Origin of the sequence: Acinetobacter sp. AND/436, assembly GCF_049546925.1 — a bacterium.
GTDB classification, from domain to species: Bacteria; Pseudomonadota; Gammaproteobacteria; order Pseudomonadales; family Moraxellaceae; genus Acinetobacter; species Acinetobacter indicus.
This window is the reverse complement of sequence record NZ_JBMXBO010000011.1, coordinates 66,731-87,317: the sequence shown is the minus strand read 5'-3', so window position 1 is coordinate 87,317 and position 20,587 is coordinate 66,731. Positions and strand designations below refer to the sequence as shown.

At 47.4% G+C, this 20,587-nt stretch carries 19 protein-coding genes and 2 pseudogenes; 8 read left to right on the top strand and 13 right to left on the bottom strand.

The window, feature by feature from the left end; genetic code table 11:
• Window positions 1-7: 7 nt before the first annotated feature.
• Window positions 8-619: a septation protein IspZ gene (locus ACPEPR_RS10080; protein WP_005182273.1), complete on the bottom strand. Its 612-nt coding sequence runs from the start codon at window positions 617-619 to the stop codon at window positions 8-10.
• 44 nt (window positions 620-663) lie between these two features.
• On the opposite strand from ACPEPR_RS10080, the gene ACPEPR_RS10075 reads away from it, so the two are divergent.
• Window positions 664-1,539, top strand: coding sequence for a PHP domain-containing protein (locus ACPEPR_RS10075; protein WP_286423445.1), 876 nt, complete (start codon window positions 664-666; stop codon window positions 1,537-1,539).
• 49 nt (window positions 1,540-1,588) lie between these two features.
• On the opposite strand, the gene ACPEPR_RS10070 is transcribed toward ACPEPR_RS10075, so the two are convergent.
• Window positions 1,589-2,500, bottom strand: a complete 912-nt coding sequence (locus ACPEPR_RS10070; protein WP_005182277.1) for a bestrophin family protein — start codon at window positions 2,498-2,500, stop codon at window positions 1,589-1,591.
• A 70-nt stretch (window positions 2,501-2,570) separates the two neighbouring features.
• Window positions 2,571-3,266, bottom strand: coding sequence for a RadC family protein (gene radC / locus ACPEPR_RS10065; protein WP_423562382.1), 696 nt, complete (start codon window positions 3,264-3,266; stop codon window positions 2,571-2,573).
• Between the two features lie 113 nt (window positions 3,267-3,379).
• On the opposite strand from radC, the gene coaBC reads away from it, so the two are divergent.
• Window positions 3,380-4,654: a bifunctional phosphopantothenoylcysteine decarboxylase/phosphopantothenate--cysteine ligase CoaBC gene (gene coaBC, locus ACPEPR_RS10060; RefSeq protein WP_005182280.1), complete on the top strand. Its 1,275-nt coding sequence runs from the start codon at window positions 3,380-3,382 to the stop codon at window positions 4,652-4,654.
• A gap of 73 nt (window positions 4,655-4,727) precedes the next feature.
• Here the strand turns inward: coaBC and secB are convergent, their stop codons facing one another.
• The 4 genes from secB to rsgA form a co-directional block, all read right to left on the bottom strand.
• Window positions 4,728-5,186: a protein-export chaperone SecB gene (gene secB / locus ACPEPR_RS10055; protein WP_005182282.1), complete on the bottom strand. Its 459-nt coding sequence runs from the start codon at window positions 5,184-5,186 to the stop codon at window positions 4,728-4,730.
• Window positions 5,187-5,226: 40 nt separating this feature from the next.
• Window positions 5,227-5,484, bottom strand: coding sequence for a glutaredoxin 3 (grxC, locus tag ACPEPR_RS10050; protein WP_005182284.1), 258 nt, complete (start codon window positions 5,482-5,484; stop codon window positions 5,227-5,229).
• Window positions 5,485-5,504: 20 nt separating this feature from the next.
• The gene (locus ACPEPR_RS10045; RefSeq protein WP_423562381.1) at window positions 5,505-5,912 is read right to left on the bottom strand and encodes a rhodanese-like domain-containing protein; all 408 of its coding nucleotides are present in this window, start codon (window positions 5,910-5,912) and stop codon (window positions 5,505-5,507) included.
• Between the two features lie 96 nt (window positions 5,913-6,008).
• Window positions 6,009-7,067, bottom strand: a complete 1,059-nt coding sequence (gene rsgA, locus ACPEPR_RS10040) for a small ribosomal subunit biogenesis GTPase RsgA (RefSeq protein WP_104472792.1) — start codon at window positions 7,065-7,067, stop codon at window positions 6,009-6,011.
• Window positions 7,068-7,191: 124 nt separating this feature from the next.
• Here rsgA and orn point away from each other — a divergent pair, with 124 nt between their 5' ends.
• The 4 genes and pseudogenes from orn to ACPEPR_RS10020 form a co-directional block, all read left to right on the top strand.
• Window positions 7,192-7,746 (top strand): oligoribonuclease, encoded by a 555-nt coding sequence (gene orn, locus ACPEPR_RS10035; protein ID WP_423562380.1) that lies wholly within the window; start codon window positions 7,192-7,194, stop codon window positions 7,744-7,746.
• Window positions 7,747-8,001: 255 nt separating this feature from the next.
• The gene (locus ACPEPR_RS10030; protein WP_423562379.1) at window positions 8,002-8,736 is read left to right on the top strand and encodes a Bax inhibitor-1/YccA family protein; all 735 of its coding nucleotides are present in this window, start codon (window positions 8,002-8,004) and stop codon (window positions 8,734-8,736) included.
• Window positions 8,737-8,884: 148 nt separating this feature from the next.
• A complete protein-coding gene (locus ACPEPR_RS10025; RefSeq protein ID WP_005182307.1) occupies window positions 8,885-9,688 on the top strand; it encodes an enoyl-ACP reductase FabI in 804 nt (267 codons plus the stop codon).
• Window positions 9,689-9,827: 139 nt separating this feature from the next.
• A pseudogene (locus ACPEPR_RS10020) lies at window positions 9,828-10,958 on the top strand (phage late control D family protein); the annotation flags it as partial.
• 52 nt (window positions 10,959-11,010) lie between these two features.
• Here ACPEPR_RS10020 and ACPEPR_RS10015 read toward each other — a convergent pair.
• Complete coding sequence (locus ACPEPR_RS10015; RefSeq protein WP_104489470.1) at window positions 11,011-11,943, bottom strand: IS5-like element ISAba12 family transposase; 933 nt, start codon at window positions 11,941-11,943, stop codon at window positions 11,011-11,013.
• A 55-nt stretch (window positions 11,944-11,998) separates the two neighbouring features.
• Here ACPEPR_RS10015 and ACPEPR_RS10010 point away from each other — a divergent pair.
• Window positions 11,999-13,249 (top strand): annotated as a pseudogene (locus tag ACPEPR_RS10010) (RHS repeat-associated core domain-containing protein); the annotation flags it as partial.
• A 2-nt stretch (window positions 13,250-13,251) separates the two neighbouring features.
• The gene (locus ACPEPR_RS10005; RefSeq protein ID WP_000777412.1) at window positions 13,252-13,689 is read left to right on the top strand and encodes a hypothetical protein; all 438 of its coding nucleotides are present in this window, start codon (window positions 13,252-13,254) and stop codon (window positions 13,687-13,689) included.
• A 197-nt stretch (window positions 13,690-13,886) separates the two neighbouring features.
• Here the strand turns inward: ACPEPR_RS10005 and ACPEPR_RS10000 are convergent, their stop codons facing one another.
• From ACPEPR_RS10000 to lptE, 5 genes are all read right to left on the bottom strand, one after another.
• Window positions 13,887-15,305, bottom strand: coding sequence for an efflux transporter outer membrane subunit (locus ACPEPR_RS10000; protein WP_423562378.1), 1,419 nt, complete (start codon window positions 15,303-15,305; stop codon window positions 13,887-13,889).
• A gap of 10 nt (window positions 15,306-15,315) precedes the next feature.
• Window positions 15,316-17,295 carry a MacB family efflux pump subunit gene (locus ACPEPR_RS09995; protein ID WP_005182346.1) on the bottom strand — a complete coding sequence of 660 codons (1,980 nt, stop codon included), beginning with the start codon at window positions 17,293-17,295 and terminating at the stop codon, window positions 15,316-15,318.
• Between the two features lie 2 nt (window positions 17,296-17,297).
• Window positions 17,298-18,641 carry a MacA family efflux pump subunit gene (locus ACPEPR_RS09990; RefSeq protein ID WP_168407482.1) on the bottom strand — a complete coding sequence of 448 codons (1,344 nt, stop codon included), beginning with the start codon at window positions 18,639-18,641 and terminating at the stop codon, window positions 17,298-17,300.
• Window positions 18,642-18,759: 118 nt separating this feature from the next.
• A complete protein-coding gene (gene holA, locus ACPEPR_RS09985) occupies window positions 18,760-19,749 on the bottom strand; it encodes a DNA polymerase III subunit delta (RefSeq protein ID WP_005182351.1) in 990 nt (329 codons plus the stop codon).
• On the bottom strand, window positions 19,746-20,273 hold the full coding sequence (lptE, locus tag ACPEPR_RS09980; protein ID WP_005182353.1) for an LPS assembly lipoprotein LptE: 528 nt from the start codon (window positions 20,271-20,273) through the stop codon (window positions 19,746-19,748). The genes holA and lptE overlap by 4 nt, the downstream gene beginning before the upstream one ends.
• Between the last annotated feature and the right edge of the window lie 314 nt (window positions 20,274-20,587).

Sequence of the window (20,587 nt, the reverse complement as noted above, 5' to 3'; positions counted from 1 at the left end):
GAAGGATTTATTCGGCAGTTTTAAAGTATTTACGCAATACAATAAACTGAATAATGATAAAGGAAAACATCACAATCATGTCACCAAAAGCAGTGAATTCTCCCCAGTATTTTCCACCCATAAAGATATAGGCAAAGAAGCCGTGCAGGAAGGACATTAGCAGAAACATCCCGACCCAGGCATAGTTCAGTTTCATCCAGCCTTTGTCGCTTAAATTGAACACTGGTCCAAACAGACGCTGGATTAACGGCTTGCGATCTTTGCTGAACCATGGTGACAGCAGGAAGGCGCCAGCAAAGACCAGATTCAGCAAGACAGCTTTTAGGCGAATATAGAAGTCATCGCTCAGCATTAGGGTAATACCACCAAAAATCACGGTCATAAACAGCACAATCCACTGCTGTTTGTCCAAACGGAATTTTTGAGAGACAAATAATGCGCCATACACCACTAACATGGAAATGATCAGACCAGTGGTGGCCACAAGAATGTTATTGTTATCCACACCACCGGCAGAGCCGATCATTTGCAGCAAAGGATGGTGGGTATCTTTTGGATCTACAGTTTTATATAAATAAAAGAAAATAATGAGTGGCACAAAGTCTAAAAGTGCTTTCATGTTAGAGTATCTAAATCTGATCAAATAAATGTCATAGTATAGAGATGCACGGCGTAGATTTACATACACATAGCAATATTTCTGATGGAACTTTAAGTCCGCAGCAATTGATTGCTGCAGCAGCTGAACTGTCGATCCATACGCTGGCATTGACTGATCATGACAGCATGGATGGAATTGCACTGGCTCAGGAAGCGGCGAAAAATCACGGGATTAAGCTCATATCTGGCGTAGAAATTTCCAGCCAGTGGTCACGTCCGGCGACCAAAAAAAGCTATGCTGTGCATATTGTGGCCTTGAATATGCAAAATCCGGCGCCGATGGCGGCACTACTGGCCCAGCAAAAAAATATTCGTGCTGCGCGCTCCAAACAGATTTGCGAGCTGCTGATTCCGCTGATTGGTGAAGATATTTATGCCGATGTGATTGCCAAGGTCGATAATGTGCCGGATCGGGTGACCCGTACCCATATTGCCAAAACCCTGGTGGAAAAAGGCTATGTCAGCCGGCCGCAGCAGGCCTTTGATAAATACATTAAAGAAGGCAAAAAAGCCTATGTGAAATTTGAAGGCTTGGGCTTGGAAGATACTATCCAGGTGATTCATGCCAGTGGCGGTTTTGCGGTGCTGGCGCATCCGACCCGTTATGACCTGTCGGCGACCAATATCCGTTACCTAATTGAAATTTTCGCCAAATTTGGTGGAGATGCCGTCGAGTTACCGCCGGCGATTGATCCAAGCTCCACCCGGCAGATGGTGGACCGGATGATTGCCGAGCATGGCTTAAAAGTCTCGGTCGGTAGCGATTTTCATGGTGAAAATATGCCATGGATGAAGCTGGGCAATATTCCCAGCCTGAAACCGGGGCAGGTCGGGATTTGGGAAAGTTTTGCCGATCCATCACCGGCGCTGACTGCGTAAACGTATTTCAGCATCAAAAAAAACCTCAGCTGGGCTGAGGTTTTTTGCTTTAGAGCAGGTTATTGTCCTGTGCCTGAATTGGTGGTGGTGTCGGTTTCCCCAAAGTCGAGAGTAATTCGATTTCAATGGTGCGCACCATCGCATCTAAAGGCAAGTCATTACTTTGCGTACCAAATGGCTCTTCAATTTCCGAGCTTAGGGCGTCCAACCCCAAGAAGGTATAAGCCAGAATCCCGACCAATAGTGGTGTCGCCAGCCCCAGCGTCGAGCCCAAGCTAAACGGCAGCATAAAGCAGAAAAAGTACACGGTACGGTTCAGCAATACCGAATAGGCAAACGGCAGCGGGGTGGTGGCAATCCGGTCACAACCGGTTTGCACCAGGCTGAGTTCCATCACATGCTGGTTCATCTGGCTGTAAATAATATCGGAAATTTCACCTTCTTTTAGGGCCTGCATCAGTTCCCATTGAATCAGGCTGAGGGTATATTGCGGCGCATTGGCCTGTTGATACAGCTGGGTTACGGCCTGCTGGCTCATACCGCTGGTTTCTACCAGTTCAGTCGGATTGGCAGTTTGATGGCGCAGACGGTCACGCAACACATTGGCAAACACAATCACATGCTGAATCACCCGTTCCCGGCGGCCTTGGGCCAGCATCCGGCAGTCGCGGTCAAAATGGCGCGCATTGGCAATTAACATGCCCCACAGTTTGCGGGCTTCCCACCAGCGGTCATAACAGGCCGAATTTTTAAAGCCAAGGAAAATCGACAGCACCACCCCAATTAAGGTAAAGCCGATCAGGGGGAAATCAGAGAAGTGAAAATACCCGACATAGGACAGGCCGCCGACAATCGCCGACAGCAACATGACCACGCCCAAAGGTGGTAACACCTTCGGTAAGATGGTACCTCGCCAGGAAAATAACAGCCTAAATACGCTCGGTTGGTCACGTACAATCATGTCTGGGAATCAGCTTAAGTTTTTCATGATCTTCTGTGCTGGCCGGGTTTTTGTCAATATGTTGCGCTGCTTAAAATGTCGACTTGATGAGTTGATGTTCAGCAAAGGAAAAACTGCCTTCGGGAGCAATAATACAATGATCAATCAGGCGGATATCGACCAGCTGGCAGGCCTGCTGGATGCGCTGGGTCAATTGCAAATCGGTCGGTGAGGGCTGTGCCTGTCCCTGAGGATGGTTATGACTGATCACCAGTGCCGTAGTGTTTTTCTGGATGGCAAAGCGTAACAGCTGGTTGATCGAAATTTCACATGAATTGAGTGCGCCAAAAAACAGTTTCTTAAAACAGATTTTGCGCAGCTGCGCATCCAGGCACAATACTGCAAATACTTCCTGAGTTTCACCGAGCAGTTCAAAGCGTAAATAGTCCAGTAGCAGCCGGGAGGAGCTGAGTTCCAGTTTGTCCTGCTGCAAATGCTGGGCGGTATAGCGCCGGCCCAATTCCTTGACCGCCATCAGCTGGCTGTATTTACTTGGACCCATGCCATGAAACTGGCTTAAATCGGGCAGGGCGGCATCGAGTACCGCATTCAGGCTGCCAAAGGCCTGTAATAAATGACGGGCCAGTTCAACGGCAGAGTACTGCTGGGAGCCGGAGCGCAGGAAAATAGCCAGCAGTTCGGCATCGGAAAGACTGTGCGCGCCGTACTGGATCAGGCGTTCACGCGGACGCTCCTGTTCCGGCCAATGTTTAATACTGAAGTTCATTGTTATTAGACTTATTGGTGATGAATTGTTATGGATTTCGCCCAGACATGTCTTGGGAATGACAATATTTAATGCTATTGTGAGCCCCACTGCAACAGAAAGGTAAGCTGTTCGTGAGTTTTGATTTAAGTGTCATTCCTAATAAAAATATTATTGTGGGTATTACTGGCGGTATTGCCGCCTACAAAAGTGCCATTCTGGTTCGCCGTTTAAAGGACGCTGGCTTTAACGTCCGGGTGGTGATGACCGAAGGGGCACAAGCCTTTATTACACCGCTGACCTTTCAGGCGTTGTCGGGCAATCCGGTGCATACCCAGTTGCTGGACCCGGAAGCCGAGGCCGGCATGGGGCATATTGAACTGGCACGCTGGGCCGATCTGGTGCTGATTGCACCGGCCAGCTGTGACACCCTGGCCAAATTTGCCGCCGGTCTGGCAGATGACTTGTTATCGACTTTATATCTGGCCACCAGTGCCCCGGTCTGGGTGGCACCGGCCATGAATCAGCAGATGTGGGCGGCCAAAGCTACGCAGCGCAATCTGGCGACGCTGGTAGACGATGGCGTGCATGTGATTATGCCGGAATCCGGCTCACAAGCCTGTGGTGATGTCGGTCTGGGCCGTATGCCTGAGCCGGAAGAGCTAGCGCGTCAGGTCACCGATTATTTCCATAAAGCGCAGCGTGCGATTGCTGAAAAATTTGGCTTACTGGCCAGCAAGCATGTGGTGATTACCGCCGGGCCAACCCGTGAAGCAATTGATCCGGTACGTTATATTTCCAATCATAGTACCGGGAAAATGGGCTTTGCCCTGGCAGCAGCCTGCTATGCAGCTGGCGCCAAAGTTACGCTGATTGCCGGGCCAGTCAGTCTGGATACACCAAACGGGGTCCGCCGTATTAATGTCTCTTCAGCCGTGCAGATGCTGGACACCAGTATGCAGTTGCTGGATGAAGGCTGTGATGTGTTTATTGCCACCGCGGCGGTTGCCGATTATCGCGTGGCTGAAGTTGCAGAACACAAAATCAAAAAATCCGGAGATGAACTGGATATCGCCTTAATCAAGAATCCGGATATTGTGGCGACTATCGCGCAGCAGGACAAACGTCCGTTTATGGTCGGCTTTGCCGCTGAAACGCGCAATGTGGAAGAATATGCGGCCGGCAAACTGGTGGCGAAAAAGCTGGATATGATTGCCTGCAATGATGTGTCCCGTGCAGATATCGGCTTTGCCTCTGATGAAAATGCCATGACGGTGTTCTTTGCTGAAGGCTATCATCTGCCAAAACGCGATCTGGAAAAAGCCTCCAAGCAGGAAATTGCCCAGCAGCTGGTCGAAGCCATTCATGATGCCTTGCACCATGATCCGGCGCAGGATGAAGCCTTCTGATCTTGTCAGAACAAATAAAAAAGCCCTGCAAGTGCAGGGCTTTTTCGTGTTGGACTTAAATGCCTGAATACAATTAAGCCTGACCTTCTGCAGCAGCGGCTTGTGCGCGTTGCATATTGGCTTCAAATTCAGCATCGAAGTTGATTGGCGTTAACAGCAATTGCGGGAAGCTGCCTTTGGTAACCATATCATTCACTGCTTCACGCAAGAATGGGAACAGGATGTTCGGGCAGTAGGCACCCAGAATATATGGCAGACGTTCTTCTTCTACGCCATCAATCAGGAAAATACCTGCTTGAGTGACATCTACAATAAATGCTGTATCACCGGCATTGTTGGCTTGAACAACAACTTTTAAAGACACTTCAAAGTGGGTTGGATCAATCTTTTCTGCAGAAGACGACAGATTGATATTCAGTTCAGGCTGCCATTCTTTGGTAAATACTTGTGCCCCTGGAACTTCAAAAGAAATATCTTTTGTATAAATACGCTCTAATGCCAATTGTGGTTGAGCTTGTTGTTGTTCACTCATTATTTATTCCTTAAAAATATGAACAGAAAATTAACTGAAATTATGACGCCAGTAAGTCATCGAGTTTGCCTTCACGCTCAAGGGCGTAAAGCTGGTCGAAACCACCAATGAACTGCTCATTAATAAAAATTTGTGGAACAGTACGATGGTTGGTGCGCTGCATCAGTTCAGTGCGGACTTCTGGTGCTTCGTTGGATAAATTGATTTCTTTATAGACAACGCCTTTACGCTCAAGAAGCTGTTTTGCACGTACGCAATATGGACATACAGTTGTTGAATAAATCGTTACTTCAGCCATTGCTAATCTCCTCAAGCGGATTATTTGCTTTTTACTAAAGGTAAGCCTTGTGCTTTCCAGTTACTGATCCCACCATCCAGACGATAGCTATCTGCGTGGCCTACCTGTTGCAGGGCAGTGCCGGCAATTTGACCTAAATTGCAGATAAACACCAATGGACGGTCAGCGGTTTTTAACTCTTCAATATGGCTTGAAATTTTGCTGTAAGGAATGTTGCGGCTGCCGCTGATATGGCCTTCACGGAAGTCTTTGGCATCACGTAAATCAATCAGCATGGCATTTTTGGCTTTCAACAGAATCCCTAAAGATTGTGGGGAAATTTTACGCCCGTTACGTTGGCCTTCCAAAATGAAGAATAAAACCACCAAAACTGCCAGTGTTCCAAACAAGAAGGGGTGATTCCCCATAAACTCGAACCAACGTTCCACAAGTCACCTAAATTACAATTTCAAAAATTGTCACAGAGTATAGCCTATAAATATGGTGATCAAAATCACCGCTTCAAGGGTCGGGCTGCAATTAAACTAATTTTTTTGCTGGGCTTCGTTGACTTCATCAATCAGACGTAAATAACTGTCGAGCCGGCGCGTTAAAATCTCACCCGCTGCCGCCGCCTGACGCAAGGCACATTGCTTTTCGTGCTTATGGGTACAGTTACGGAATTGACAGTGACCGAGCAGATTTTCAATTTCCGGAAAACCCTGCTGGATTTTTTCAGTCGTCAAATGCCACAGGCCAAATTCGCGGATGCCCGGTGAGTCAATGAGCGCCGAACCTTCACCAAACGGAATTAAGCGGGTGGAGGTGGTGGTGTGCTGACCCAGGGCCGAGTTTTCTGAAATGATATTGGTTTTCTGCGCCGCTTCCGGCACGATGGCATTAATCAGGGTACTTTTACCCACGCCAGACTGACCGACAAAGGCCACAGTTTCATTTTTTAAACGGTTGGACAGTTCGGTCAGATCTGCATCAGACTGGGTCTGCATCACTTCATAACCCAAATTGCGGTATTCTTGCAGTAAATCCAGAATCGGATCATTTTCGGTAAGTAGGTCGGATTTGTTCAGGATCAGCAGCGCCGGAATATTGGCATCGGCACAGGCCACCAGATAGCGGTCAATCAGACCCGGTGCCGGTTCTGGCAGCGGTGCAAACACAATCACAATCAGCGAGATATTGGCCGCCACCGGTTTGACTTTGTGGTAACGGTCCGGGCGCGTGAGCAAAGACTGGCGCGGATGGATGGCGCTAATAATGCCCAGACCGGTATTTGGATCGGCCTGCCATTTAACCCGGTCACCGGTAACCAGTAATTCCAGATTGGTACGGGTATGACAGCGCCAGATGCTGCCCAGTTCAATCGGTTTCCAGAACGGTTCAGGTTCACCTTCGGCCACCACGGGTTTTTCAGGATGCTGCTCCGGCACGGAGAGGGCTTGTACTTCCAGCTGGCGTCCATAATGCTGCACCACCAGACCTTCCAGATCATTGGAGCTGTCTATATCTTCCTGCCGGGTTTGCTGCTGTTTCTGAATGCGGCGTTGTTGCTGTTCAGTCAGGCGACGCTTACGAATTAAAGCCATTCATATCCTAAAAAACCATGAAATCTGGAGTGCAAAAATAGCATGAAGCACGGGCAGAATGACACCCAAGAACACAGAAATTTGCTACTATAGCCGTTTTTAAGACGAATAAGATTGCACATTTATGAGCAGCACGCCTGATACCCGCTTAATTTGGATTGACCTGGAAATGACAGGTTTAGATACCGATAATGATCAGATTATTGAAATTGCCACCATTGTGACAGACGATCATTTAAATATTCTGGCGGAAGGTCCGGTACTGGCCGTGCATCAATCAGATCGTCTTTTAAATGCCATGGATGAATGGAACACGCGTCAGCATGGTCAGTCGGGGCTAATTGAGCGTGTACGTCGCAGTAAACTGAGCGCGCAGGATGCCGAGCAGCAAACCTTGGAATTCCTGAAAAAATGGGTCAATCCAAAAACTTCGCCGATGTGCGGTAACTCGATCTGTCAGGACCGACGCTTTTTACACCGGTTAATGCCGGAGCTGGAGCAGTTCTTCCATTACCGTAATCTGGATGTATCTTCTGTTAAAGAACTGGCCAAACGCTGGCGTCCGGAAATCATGAGCGGCTTAAAGAAAAATGCCTCTCACCTGGCCATGGATGATATCCGTGACTCGATTGCCGAGCTGAAATACTATCGTGAATATTTCTTTATTATGAATAAATAAGTATCTGTTCATCATCCATCTATTTGCACTGTGGGGACGAGCGTATCCACAGCGCTTAAGAAGAGGCTTTGGGCCTCTTTTTTTATCTCTATCGTTTTTCATTTGCTGTTATTCGGATGTGATCCAGAGATATTACCCGTTATAAAGATGTAATCTTTTTGGTGATTATTTAGACAGGATGCAGCTGCGCGCTTATGATAGGAGCAATGAGTATTTCAAAACCCATTTGCCGCAATGATCGGAGTACCTTAAATCATGCAAAGTAATAACCCGATCCTGACACGCGTTGAGGTGTCGAGTGATTATGCCCAGCCGATGAGCGTGCGGGGAGCAATCCAAAAATCTGTCCTGCTGACTTTAATTGCCGCCGTGGTGGGCATCGGCCTGTTTTTCTACAGTTTCCTGACCGCCAATCTTTCTATTGCCTATGCCGGCGCAATTGTCGGTGCCATTGGCGGACTGATTCTGGCTTTGGTGGCCACCTTTAAGCCGAATACAGCGCGCACGCTGGCTATTCCCTATGCACTGTTTGAAGGGGCCTTTCTGGGCGGGATTTCAGTGATCTTCCAGTTGCAGTTTCCGGGTGTGCCATTACAGGCCTTGCTGGCTACTTTTGTGACCACACTAGTGATGTTTGTGCTGTATCGCACGCGCGTGATTCGCGCCACTGAAAAGTTTAAGGCGGTGGTGATGTCGGCCTCAATTGCGATTGCGATGGTGTTTGTGGTGCAAATCTTTCTGAGTCTGGCCTTGGAGTCGAGTATTCCTTATCTGTTTGAAAGCAACTGGCTTGGAATTGGCTTTGCAGCATTTGTGGCCGTGATTGCCTCTTTAAACTTGATTTTAGACTTTGATCTGATTGAAACCGGCGCGGCACAAGGCGCACCGAAAAGCATGGAATGGCTGAGTGCCATTGCCTTATTGGCCACCTTGGTCTGGATGTATTATTCCTTCCTGCGTTTGCTGGGCTTATTGCAAAGCAATGATTAACTTCCCTGCATTTATCGACATTAACATCGCGCAACCTTTGCGCGATTTTTATTTTCTTCGGAGGAATTGAAAAAAAGGCGCATTATGCAATTTCCGAATTGGCTCAGAATTGGCATGATACTGCAAAATCAATATGAGTGAGATTCACATGGCACAAGGACTATTAGCGGGTAAACGCTTTTTAATCGCGGGTATTGCGAGTAAATTATCCATTGCATTTGGTGTTGCTCAGGCTTTACATCGTGAAGGTGCAGAGCTGGCTTTTACCTATCCGAATGAAAAATTGAAAAAACGTGTGGATGAATTTGCAGAACAGTTTGGTTCTAAAATTGTTCTTCCTTGTGATGTTGCGGTAGATGCTGAAATTGAACAGGTCTTTGTTGATCTTGCTCAACATTGGGATGGTCTGGATGGCGTGGTGCATTCAATTGGTTTCGCACCAGCCCATACCTTAGATGGTGACTTTACTGATGTGACCGACCGTGAAGGTTTTAAAATTGCGCATGACATCAGCGCCTACAGCTTTGTTGCGATGGCGCGTGCTGCCAAACCATTATTACAGGCACGTCAAGGCTGTTTATTGACTCTGACTTATCAGGGTTCTGAGCGTGTAATGCCAAACTACAATGTAATGGGTATGGCCAAAGCTTCGCTTGAAGCAGGGGTGCGTTATTTAGCCTCTAGCCTGGGTGCTGAAGGCATTCGTGTTAATGCCATTTCTGCCGGTCCAATCCGCACACTGGCTGCGTCAGGAATTAAATCATTCCGTAAGATGTTAGATGCCAATGAAAAAATTGCTCCATTAAAACGTAATGTCACCATTGAAGAAGTGGGCAATGCCGCATTATTCCTGTGCTCACCGTGGGCCAACGGGATTACCGGTGAAATTCTATATGTAGATGCTGGCTTTAATACTGTGGGTATGAGCGCCGCCATGATGGACGCAGAATAAGTCGGAACGTTTTAACCTGCGCCGGCTTTTTATCGGATAGTTACATATTGATAAACAAGCGGCCGGGTTGAAGCGATGTTTTATGTGGTTATTTTATATAAAATAGCCACACTTTTTTTTAGCTATTTATTACAGAACAATGATGCCAAGCAATATATTTGCAGCACTAGAAAAATTAGGCCTCAGCCCACAAAAACGTGCCCTCCATATTCAATTTTCTCAGCCTGCCTTAAATGCCGATGTTTTTTTACAGCGCATCGACGGTGAACACCAGCTCAATGACGGTTTACATGCCGAACTGATCTGTCTTTCGACCAACGCCCAGATTCCGTTAAAACAGTTTATCGGCGCGCAGGTTGCCGTCGATCAGGTCACTGACCAGGGCCAGCTATTTCGCAGCAGCGGTATTATCACCGCAGCCGCGCAAGGCCAGAGTGATGGCTCTCTCACCCTCTATAAACTCACCTTGGAAGATCCCACAGCACTCTGGCATAAACGCCGTAACAGCCGTGTGTTTATGAATAAAAGCGTGCGCGAAGTCAGCGAGATTCTGTTTAAAGAATGGCAAAACAAAAGCCCACTCTTTGCCGCCAGCCTGACCCTGGACTTAACCGGACTGACCCAGGAACTGGATGTGCGTCCTTTTATCATGCAGTCCAATGAAACCGACTATGACTTTTTGACCCGGCTCTGGCGCAGTGAAGGCATTAACTGGCTGATTGATGAAGCCCAGTTACAGGTCTTACATTCCAGTAGCCCGATACAGGCCCAGAAACTACGTCTGATTGATGACAACAGCCAGTACAGTGCCTTAAACCGCCGCAGCATTCGTTTTCATCGCTCCAGTGCCACCGAACAATTAGATAGCATCACCCAGTTGATTGCCCAGCGCAGCCTGCAACCCACTGCCGTACATCTGCAACGCTGGCAGTCAGATAGCCTCAGCCAGGAAGAAGGCGCCGGTTCAGTGCAAAGCAAACACCAGCACAGCCATAATCAGGACAATGCCAGCTTGAGCCTGGAACAAGCCTGGCAGATCAGCCCGGCCTGGATGCAGGATTTAAATGGCGAAGACCAGGCCACAGCCTCTTCCAACAACCAGCTGGATAAACTGAACCAGAACCTCAGCCACTACAACGACCTGCAATCCAAATACTTCAGCGCGCATTCCACCGTCCGTGATGCTCAGGTCGGCTACTGGTTTGAACTGAATGAACACCCGGAAATTGACCAGCACAGCGCAGCCGACAAAGAATTCTTAATTACCGGCGGCTTTGTTGCACAAAGATTTGAAATGCAAAGCGCCCCTAATTGAGCCAAATTTAAGGCGTAACTTGGGTAAGTGGGCGACCTAATTCCGTAAATCTGTTAAGGACTGCTACACGTGCATGGATCTCATTCACTTGGCTATCAAAACTCCTTGCACTGAGTTTATCTCCTAATAATTTGATGCAATGCATCTTAGTTTCAACCAAACTTCGCCGATGATAGCCTGACCATTTTTTCCATAGTATCCTACCTAAACGTTTAATTGCTCGAAGTAATTCATTTCGCTCTAGCGAGCTACTCTTTGTATCTTTCCATGGTTTCGCATTTTTTCTAGGTGGAATCACCGCATGCGCTTGCCGATCTGCAATGACCTGACGGCATTGCTTGGTGTCATAAGCTCCATCGGTATAAACAGAGTTAATCTGCTCATCTTGTGGAATCTGATTAAGTAAATCACCAAGCACCTGTGAATCACTCACATTATTGGTTGTAAGCTGAACTGCTCGTATTTGTAGGGTTTTAGCATCTATACCAATATGAAGTTTACGCCATTGGCGACGATATTCAGGTCCATGTTTCTTGCGTTTCCATTCGCCCTCACCTAGAAACTTCATGCCTGTAGAGTCCATGAGTAGATGCAGCCCATCACTACTTTTTTGGTAGCTGATTACAATATCAATATGCTTTTGTCTTCTACAAAGCGTGGTGTAATCTGGAGCTATCCAATTTAATCCGCAAAGTTTAATCAGACTTTGCACAAAGCCAGTGACCATACGTAAAGACAGACGGAATAAGGATTTAATCATTAAGCAGCATTGGATGGCTGCGTCGGAGTAGGTTTGATTTCGCCCTTGTTTGCCTTTTGATGGCGCATACCATTGCGTAGCAGGATCAAACCAAATGGCAATATTTCCGCGACTCATGAGTGCTCGGTTATATGCGGGCCAATTGGTTGTGCGGTAGATTTTGTGTGCAGGCTTCTTCATTTGAAAATTATATCGCTGAAAAACCCTTTACAGATAGGTTTGTGCAACAAAGCCCCGCCGACTCTATAAAAAAACATCCAATGAATTAACATTATTTGGTTGGGATGGCGATTTAATGATATGGGAGTCTGTCAAATCTGCACAGATAAGTTATACAAAGCACTATATTTATGAACCTGATAGCTTCACTCCCTTATTACAAACAGGTTATAAGGATTTCATTCAACTCATAGAAACTCCTGATTATCAGGAATATCAAACAAAGCCTTATTCTATTTATAAAGACCCAGTATGGAATAGTAATACTCGCAAAAAGCGTACTGATGTAGAGCAAATCACATTTTATCATTGTGATCAGGTCGGAACACCACAAACCATGACCAATACCCGCGGTGAATGTGTATGGGAAATTATCCAAGACACATGGGGAACGGCATTAGAAATTAAAGCAGTAAATCAAGATAATCCATTTGAACAAAATAATTTACGTTTTCAAGGGCAATATTATGATCAGGAAACAGGATTGCACTATAACCGCTATCGTTATTATGAACCACATAGTGCGAGATATATAACTAAAGACCCAATCGATTTATATGCAGGTTTAAACCATCATGCCTACGTATTGAACCCTACTTTATGGGTGGATACACTTGGTTTATATCCGACTTATGGTGGACAATTCATAGGTTTAAGTCCGCAAGCTGCATCCAATTTAGAGTATGAAGCTTATCGCAATTATGACTGTTGGTTAAAAACAGGTGAAACGTGTAGGCTTCAAGCTGCTCCTTTGTTTGACTATGTTTATTGTTCGGGTGGCGTGGGGCCTTTGGCGTATGCAGAAATCACGAATTTGCATAATGGTAAAGTCTTTCAAGTAGGGGCTGCTTCAACACCAGATGCAAAAGGAGCGAAAGCAATCGGTCGTAACGCGATTTCGATAATTGATGGTAGTCGAAAATTAGGTGCTTCTGATCTTTCTAAGTTAAAAGGTAAATTTTCTGCAAGTTGTATGGCGGGTTATATTTTTAATAAACCAAATAAAGAGGCACAAGCAGACAGTACCGATATATTTTTGAAAGGATTAGCAGGTAGTGCTAGTGGTGGAATTTGGGGAGTGCGAGCGGGTGTTGTACTTCCACTTGATACAGGTTCAAGCGCTGTTAGTGATAAGATAAAAGCATATTTTACTTCAGATACAATGAAAGGCTTAGAGGTTGGTATTGGTACACCTGGTGCAGATTTTAATTTTGGATATGGTGTTGAAGCGCAAGGCAGAACCATTACGGGAGCGATTAAGGACTAAATATGAAATTAAGTAAATTGAGTTTAGCAGCTTTTATGCTTTTTACATTCACTGGTTGTGGTGGAGGTGGTGGAATTTATCCGCAGCCTTCAGATAAGTATCCATTTGAAGTAAAAATGAAAGCATTGTTAGGCGATAATATTGAAATTGTTAACTCAATACGTAAAGCAGAAGTTCAAATTTCTTCTTTTGATTTACCCAAAAAAAACAATCAAATAGACAAAGTAATTAGTCAGTTAAAAAAGGATGGCTGGGTACTAAAAGGACATGGTCAAGGCGTAGATACTTACTGTTTAGGCTTACATAATAAAATAAATATTGTTGTTCCTATATCAAATAATGTTTATGACTATAAAGGAAGAGAATTAAATATAACGGACTATAGTATGAATGGTGTGTCTTACATGTATGATAAATGGGGAATAGATATGTGTGAATAAATTCTTAATGAAAAAAATATTTTCCATGTTAGTTCGGCTTTGTTGCACAAAGATTTCATAACTATATGATTTTAAAGGTTTTGATTATTTTTTTGATCCAAAATTAAATTTATTTAAATCAGATGCTTACATATTTATGCAACAAAGCCTCGTGAATTTAAAAAAGCCCCTTAGGGCTTTTTAATTTTTAATCAAATTTAAGGCAACTGCTGAATCGGACTCCCACCCAACGCCTGCAATAAAGTTACATAAGCATTATATTGACTCTGACGGGTTTGCACCAAAGACAAACGGGCATTACGCGTGGTTTCCTGTGCATCTAACAGATTTTTTAACGCCACTGCGCCGTTACGATAACGGACTTCAGTCAACCGTTCAGACTTTTCCGCCAGTTCAACATTACGTGCCTGCAAGGCAAGCTGTTTATCCAGCTCATTACGTGCCGATAATGCATTTTCCACATCTGCAAAGGCGGCATATAGAGTCTGGCGATACTGCAAAATCGCTTTTTCATATTCCAGTTCGTTGACCTGTAAATCGCGTTTCATGTCATTCCATTGTAAAAATGGCAGACTTAATCCTGCACCCAAGGTCAAGGCTGGATTTTGCAATGCACTGCTTAGTGAGGTAGAGGCGACTACACCGCTAGAGAGCGCACCGGTCAAGCTGATCGATGGATAATAGCTGGCCCGATTGGCATCTTTATTGGCCAGGGCTTTACGCAGGCGTAACTCGGCAGCCTGTAAGTCCGGACGACGCGCCAATAATTCTGCAGGTAAACCGGCACTAATCTCCGGCAGCGCCGTGCGTGGTAAACGCGGCGGTTCCTGAATATTCAGCTGCTGCACCGGCATGTTTAATAAAACCGCCAAGGCTGTCCGGGTTTCTACACGCTGCTGCTCAATCTGGCTTAAGGTTGATTTCTGGTTTTGTACCGACTGTTCTGCCTGGGTTACATCCAGACCCGATACCGCGCCAGCCCGATACTGTACTTGTACCAGTTCATAGGTTTTTTGTGCGGTCGCCAGGTTTTGCTGGACCACCTGATAACGTTCATTTAAATAGCCCAGCTGCCAATACAGCTCTGCTGCTGTACCAATCAAACTCTGTGCTGTGGCCTGTAAATCCTGCTCGGTGGCTAAGGCTTCCCAGCGCGCAGCTTCGGTCTGGTTGGTCAGTTTGCCAAATAAATCCAGTTCATAACTCAAGCGTGGATAGCCCAGAGAAATTCCGGTCGAGGCATTACCATCGCCATCCAGACTAAAACGGTGCCCGGTTGAAATGCTGGCATCTCCAATCCGGATCCCTTGCTGGCTTTGAGACTGTCCCGCCTGTAGACGAGCCTGTTGCAGGTTAATCCCCGCAACTGCCAGATCGCTATTGCGCGTCAAGGTTTGTTCAACCAGGGCATTCAGCTGGGCATCCTTAAACAGCGTCCACCACTGATCGGCCTGAACCTGGGCATGCACCTGCTGGCTAACCGCTTTACTGTTCTGGAAACTGCCCGGAATAGTCACAGCGGGTGCCTGATATGGGGTTTTCACCACCGCCGCACAGCCGACCAGGCTGCTGCTCAATAGCAAGGCGGTTGCAAGCTTACTGAAATTCAATTGCATGAAAGTATCCTTATTCTCGAGACAGGGCATCGACGGGGTTTAAACGGGCAGCGTTACGGGCAGGAATAAAGCCAAACACAATCCCGATCAGGCTGGAACAGATAAAGGCCGCCACAATGGAGGTGGTCGAGTAGGCCATTTGGAAAGTCCCGCCGGCGAACTGGGTAATCAGTTGTCCAATCCCTAAAGATAAGAGCACCCCGAGAATACCACCTAAAATACAGACCAGTACGGCTTCAATCAGGAACTGCTGCAAGATGTCACTTTGTCGGGCACCCACCGCCATACGAACGCCGATTTCCTGCGTCCGCTCTGTAACCGATACCAGCATGATGTTCATCACCCCGATACCACCCACCACCAGAGAAATCACGGCAATGGCTGAAATCAGCAGGGTCATCGTCGCAGTGGTCTGCTGGATGGTTTCCCGAATACTGTCGGCATTCTGGGTAAAGACATCCTGCGCGCCATGGCGCTGGACCAGCAGGCTTAAAATCGCATTTTCTGCGGCGGCACTTGGATATTCATCTTTAATCCGGACAATGATGCTGCGCACATGCGATTGCCCCAGCATCCGGCTTAAAACGGTGGAGTAGGGCAGATAGACATTCAGGCTATCCGCATTACCGCCCATGCCTTGCTGGGCATCGACCACCCCAATGATCCGACTGGGTACGCTCCCCAGTAAAATCACCTGACCTACCGGGTTAGAGCCGTCACTAAAGAAAGTCTTTTGGGTGTTGGTATCAATCACCACGTCTTGGGCTTGGGTGCGGACACTGCTCCGGTCAAAAGGTTGACCGCTGTTAAAATCCAGACCGCGTACATAGAAGAAGTCTTCACTCACACCATTCACGGTGGTCGAGGCTTCAATTTCCTTAAAGCGTCCGGTCACGCTGGTATTCACCGACGGGCTGACGCCATCGACATAGGGCTGTTCCGCCAGTGCATCGGCATCTGCAGGAATCAGGGTCCTGACCTGAGAGGAACGTGAATTGTCCCCGAAGCCCCGGCCCTGATACACGGTGATGGTATTGGTACCCAGACTGCTGATGTTTTCCAGAATCTGTTTTTGTGAACCATTGCCGAGTGCCACCACTGAAACCACCGAGGCAATCCCGATAATAATCCCGAGCATGGTCAGAAAGGTTCGCATCCGGTGTGCATTCATGGCCAGTAAGGCCATACGGAAGGCTTCTCCCAGACGGTCCACCGCGGAGCGCCAGGACGAAATTTTCTTTTGCGTATTGCGCTGCAGTTGCTGTTTTTCTAGGGGGGCATCTTCAGTTTCTGGCGTATTCGGCTGATCGGAAATAATATTCCCGTCACTGATTTCAATAATCCGGCTGGCACTTTTGGCGACATTGTGGTCATGGGTGACCAGAATAATAGTATGACCCTGGGCATTCAGCTCGCGCAGAATCCGCATCACCTCGATGCCGCTATTTTTGTCCAGTGCACCGGTTGGTTCATCGGCCAGAATCACATCGCCGCCATTCATCAGTGCACGGGCAATCGAAACACGCTGTTGCTGACCACCAGAAAGCTGGCTTGGACGGTTCTGGGTTTTCTCGCCCAGACCCAAATCGGTCAGCAGTTTTTCTGCACGCTGATGACGTTCATCGGCATCGGCACCGGCATAAATCGCCGGGACTTCAACGTTTCCCGCTGCGGTTAAATCACCCAGCAGATGGTAGCGCTGGAAAATAAAACCAAAATATTCACGGCGTAACTGCGCCAGTTCATCGGGTTCCAGTTCACGGGTTTCACGGCCATTGACGCGGTAGCTGCCCGAGGTCGGTTTATCCAGACAGCCTAAAATATTCATCAGAGTCGATTTACCCGAACCGGACTGACCGACAATTGCGACCAGTTCACCGGGGTAAATCGCCAGATCGACACCCTTGAGAATCTGCACCGTTGATTCACCTGCCGGGAATTCACGAGTCAGATTCTTGACCTCGAGTAGAGGTTGCTGTTGTTGACTCATGCTTACATTCTCATTGGGCCGGAAGGACCACCACGGTTACTACGTTTGGCGCCATCGTTTGAAGTATCTGAACCATCGGCAATAATGACCTGATCACCTTCTTTCAAACCTTTGATGATTTCAACGCTAACCCGGTTATTTAAGCCGGTCAGGACCTGTTGCGGTTTGGCGCTGCCATCGGCCTGTAAGACATGTACCATTGCCAGTGCAGCTTTGCCTTGATCAATCAGGGCACGTTCCTGTTCGGTCAGGGTTAAGCGCGCAGGACGGTCACCGGCCGGGCGTTGACCACGAGCTTCAGATGCACCGCGTTCAGCCGGCGCCTGATCTGCACCCGGGGCACGGCTACGCTGTGGACGGTTAGAGGCCTGAATGGCTGCCGCTGGAATCATCAGGACATTTTTCGCTTCATCCAGCACAATTGACACTTGTGCGGTCATGTCAATACGCAACTTGCCATCTTCATTCGGAACATCAAACAGGGCGTTGTAATACACCGCAGAGCTTGAAGTAGAGGAACTGTTACTGGTTTCGGTGTTAATTGAATTTGGTGCCGGTTCAACCTGACGTAAAGTGGCGTAGTGTTTTTTCTCACTGTTGCCTAAGGTAGTGAAGTACACACGCTGACCTTCTTCCACTTTCATAACGTCGGCTTCAGAAATCTCCGATTTTACGGTCATGGTGTCGAGCTTGGCCAGTTTGACAATGGTCGGTGCACTCTGGTTGGCGTTTACGGTCTGGCCTTCTTCCGTAACAATCGCCACGACCGTACCATCCATGGGTGCAACAATACGGGTATAGCCTAAATCTTCACGTGTGGTGGCTAAAGTTAAGCGGGACTGTTCAATCTGGGCATTAATGGCAGCAATATCGGCCTGTGCGGTTTTGTAGCTGGCCAGTGCGGCTTCCAGTTCTGCACGTGAGGTCGCATCCTGGTCATACATGGCCTGTTGTCGGCGATATTCAGCTTCGACTTTGGCAAGATTGGCCTGACGCACCGCCAGTTGGGCCTGCTGGTTTTTAATGCTGGCTTCTGCGGTTTTTAATTCGTTTTCCTGACGTACCGAATCAATCTGGGCAATCAGCTGGCCCTGTTTGACCTGATCGCCGAGTTCGACATACATTTTTCTGACCTGTCCCGACACCTGGGCGCCGACACTGACCATTTTGGTGGCTTCAAGGACACCGGTGGCCAGTACTGAATTTTCAATATCGCCACGACTGACGGCAGCGGTAATGTACTGTGGCTGTTCCTGTTTAGGTTTTAAAAAGAACCAGGCTGCAGCAATAAGTGCCACAATGGCCAGCGCAGCAAGCGCGAGTTTGGTTGGTTTTATTTTAGGCATGATCATCGAAACAGGTAAAAAGAATTAAACGGAATTATAAAAGCGAATTAAGGATAAATCGTGAATATTTTGAAGACATTGCAAATGATAATTATTCTATGCAGGTCTGAATATCCGGTTAAACAGCAAATAAAGGCCGACCACAGAGACTGGCAATGGCTTGCTGCACCAGCTGTTCCGGGTTGTCCTGACTGACGCCTTTAATAGCCGCATCAATATTTAATAACAGCGCTGGCCAGCTTAAAAACGTCTGTGGCGATAAACGGCGTACTGCCTGCTGGTAAGTGCTGACCTTGTTTTTCCAGATCCCCAGTTGCAAGGCATTCTGTGGTTGCTCAAACAGTTGCATCAGAAGCCGCATTTCCTTGCTGATACTCCATAAGATCAGGCTCATCGGCTCGCCAGAGGCGGTCAGATACTGAAAAATCTTGATAGATTGAGCCAGATTTCCGGCTAAAAGGGCATCGCTTAAATCATAAGTGGTATAGCGTGACTGGTCTTGCAGGCAGGCATATAAATGCTCAATCTGAATCTGTTCAAGGTCCGGAAACGTATCGCGCACCCGCATCAGGCTGTTTTTGGCGGCCAGCAGGTTGTGTTCATGATGCTGTTCCAGCCATTGCCAGGCATCATTGGCCAGTTGAATCCCGAGTTTCTGCGCTTCAACCGCTAAAATCTGCTGTCGGTCACGTGGGTAATTTGCCGTTAAGGCGACGCAAACGCCATTGGCCTCCACCGTCTGGAAAAAGCTTGACTTGAGGCTGCTGGCATCCTGCTTGGGCATGACCACCAGCAGCAGGTTATTGCTGTCTTGTTGTAAATAGCTTTTCAGCAGTTTTAAGCTGCTGGCATCGGGCTTGATGTTGCCATGCACTTCAACTGCCAGTTGGGTGGAAAATAAAGACAGGCTGTTTAAGGCATTAAAGACATTTTTCCAGTCACTGACGCTGCTAATGTCATAGCGCTGACGTTCAATGTCCTGCTTCTGCCAGCTTTGGCGAAAAGCATCAATCAGGTTTTGTTCTAGTAGTGGTTCCTGACCATGCAGCACCCAGGCTCCCCGGGCATCATCAATCCGTTTCAGGGCCTGTAAGTAATCCAGTTTCATGGTGCAGCAGTTTGGCTGGTCGATGCGGCAGGTAAGCGGTTTGATGAAATCTGACGTACGATTTGCTGAGCCACGTCATCAATGATCACATCACGCAGGAATTTCTGTTCCTGATCATCGGTGTTCACTGTTGCGACATCATATTGATAGCTTCGGGTGGCGACTACGGTACGTGGTTCAGTTACCGGATTGCCTTGTGCATCTTCAATACGGAAAGTGACATTTAAACGCAGCATGGTTTCCACCAGCTTACCATTCAGTTCCAGACGACGCGGGCTATAGTCGAGTACCCGCAGCAGATAGGCATCATTGCTATTGCTGAGCTGGACACCGGCGGCACCCAAATAAATCGACAGTTTTTCCTGTAATTCTTCCGCTTGGGCAGGCAGCGCCAGACGCATTTTCGAATAGGCCACCGGGGCGACGGTTGGGTTGGTGCCTTTCAGATGAAAACCACAACCGACCAGGCTAGTAGCTAAACCGCATGTAAGTACAATAGCTGCGACACGTTTGCCCAAATGCATGTGTTGTCCTCTGTGTTGGCCTGAATCAAGCGAAAAATAAAATGAGGTTTTGATTGTATGTGCAAAGCCCGTTGACTGGCAACGGGCTTTGTGTTTTTTAAGCCTCCCTTTGGTAAAGGGAGGTTTGGAGGGATTCGTCCTTAAAGGTCCCCCTCTTGCGCCATATATGGCTCACCTTTTACAAAGGGGGACTTCCACGGTCCATATTATAAAAAATGGGTTCTCCTCCCTTTTTTAAAGGGTGAGAAGCATTGCTTCGCAAGGGAGGGATTGTTCCTTTATATTCCCTTCTCCCTTTGGGAGAAGGTTAGGAT

Coding starts and splice junctions, on each gene's coding strand:
- ACPEPR_RS10080 (WP_005182273.1), bottom strand. CDS start 619: ATGAAAGCACTTTTAGACTTTGTGCCACTCATTATTTTCTTTTATTTA.
- ACPEPR_RS10075 (WP_286423445.1), top strand. CDS start 664: ATGCACGGCGTAGATTTACATACACATAGCAATATTTCTGATGGAACT.
- ACPEPR_RS10070 (WP_005182277.1), bottom strand. CDS start 2,500: ATGATTGTACGTGACCAACCGAGCGTATTTAGGCTGTTATTTTCCTGG.
- radC (WP_423562382.1), bottom strand. CDS start 3,266: ATGAACTTCAGTATTAAACATTGGCCGGAACAGGAGCGTCCGCGTGAA.
- secB (WP_005182282.1), bottom strand. CDS start 5,186: ATGAGTGAACAACAACAAGCTCAACCACAATTGGCATTAGAGCGTATT.
- grxC (WP_005182284.1), bottom strand. CDS start 5,484: ATGGCTGAAGTAACGATTTATTCAACAACTGTATGTCCATATTGCGTA.
- rsgA (WP_104472792.1), bottom strand. CDS start 7,067: ATGGCTTTAATTCGTAAGCGTCGCCTGACTGAACAGCAACAACGCCGC.
- orn (WP_423562380.1), top strand. CDS start 7,192: ATGAGCAGCACGCCTGATACCCGCTTAATTTGGATTGACCTGGAAATG.
- ACPEPR_RS10030 (WP_423562379.1), top strand. CDS start 8,002: ATGCAAAGTAATAACCCGATCCTGACACGCGTTGAGGTGTCGAGTGAT.
- ACPEPR_RS10025 (WP_005182307.1), top strand. CDS start 8,885: ATGGCACAAGGACTATTAGCGGGTAAACGCTTTTTAATCGCGGGTATT.
- ACPEPR_RS10015 (WP_104489470.1), bottom strand. CDS start 11,943: ATGAAGAAGCCTGCACACAAAATCTACCGCACAACCAATTGGCCCGCA.
- ACPEPR_RS10005 (WP_000777412.1), top strand. CDS start 13,252: ATGAAATTAAGTAAATTGAGTTTAGCAGCTTTTATGCTTTTTACATTC.
- ACPEPR_RS10000 (WP_423562378.1), bottom strand. CDS start 15,305: ATGCAATTGAATTTCAGTAAGCTTGCAACCGCCTTGCTATTGAGCAGC.
- ACPEPR_RS09995 (WP_005182346.1), bottom strand. CDS start 17,295: ATGAGTCAACAACAGCAACCTCTACTCGAGGTCAAGAATCTGACTCGT.
- ACPEPR_RS09990 (WP_168407482.1), bottom strand. CDS start 18,641: ATGCCTAAAATAAAACCAACCAAACTCGCGCTTGCTGCGCTGGCCATT.
- holA (WP_005182351.1), bottom strand. CDS start 19,749: ATGAAACTGGATTACTTACAGGCCCTGAAACGGATTGATGATGCCCGG.
- lptE (WP_005182353.1), bottom strand. CDS start 20,273: ATGCATTTGGGCAAACGTGTCGCAGCTATTGTACTTACATGCGGTTTA.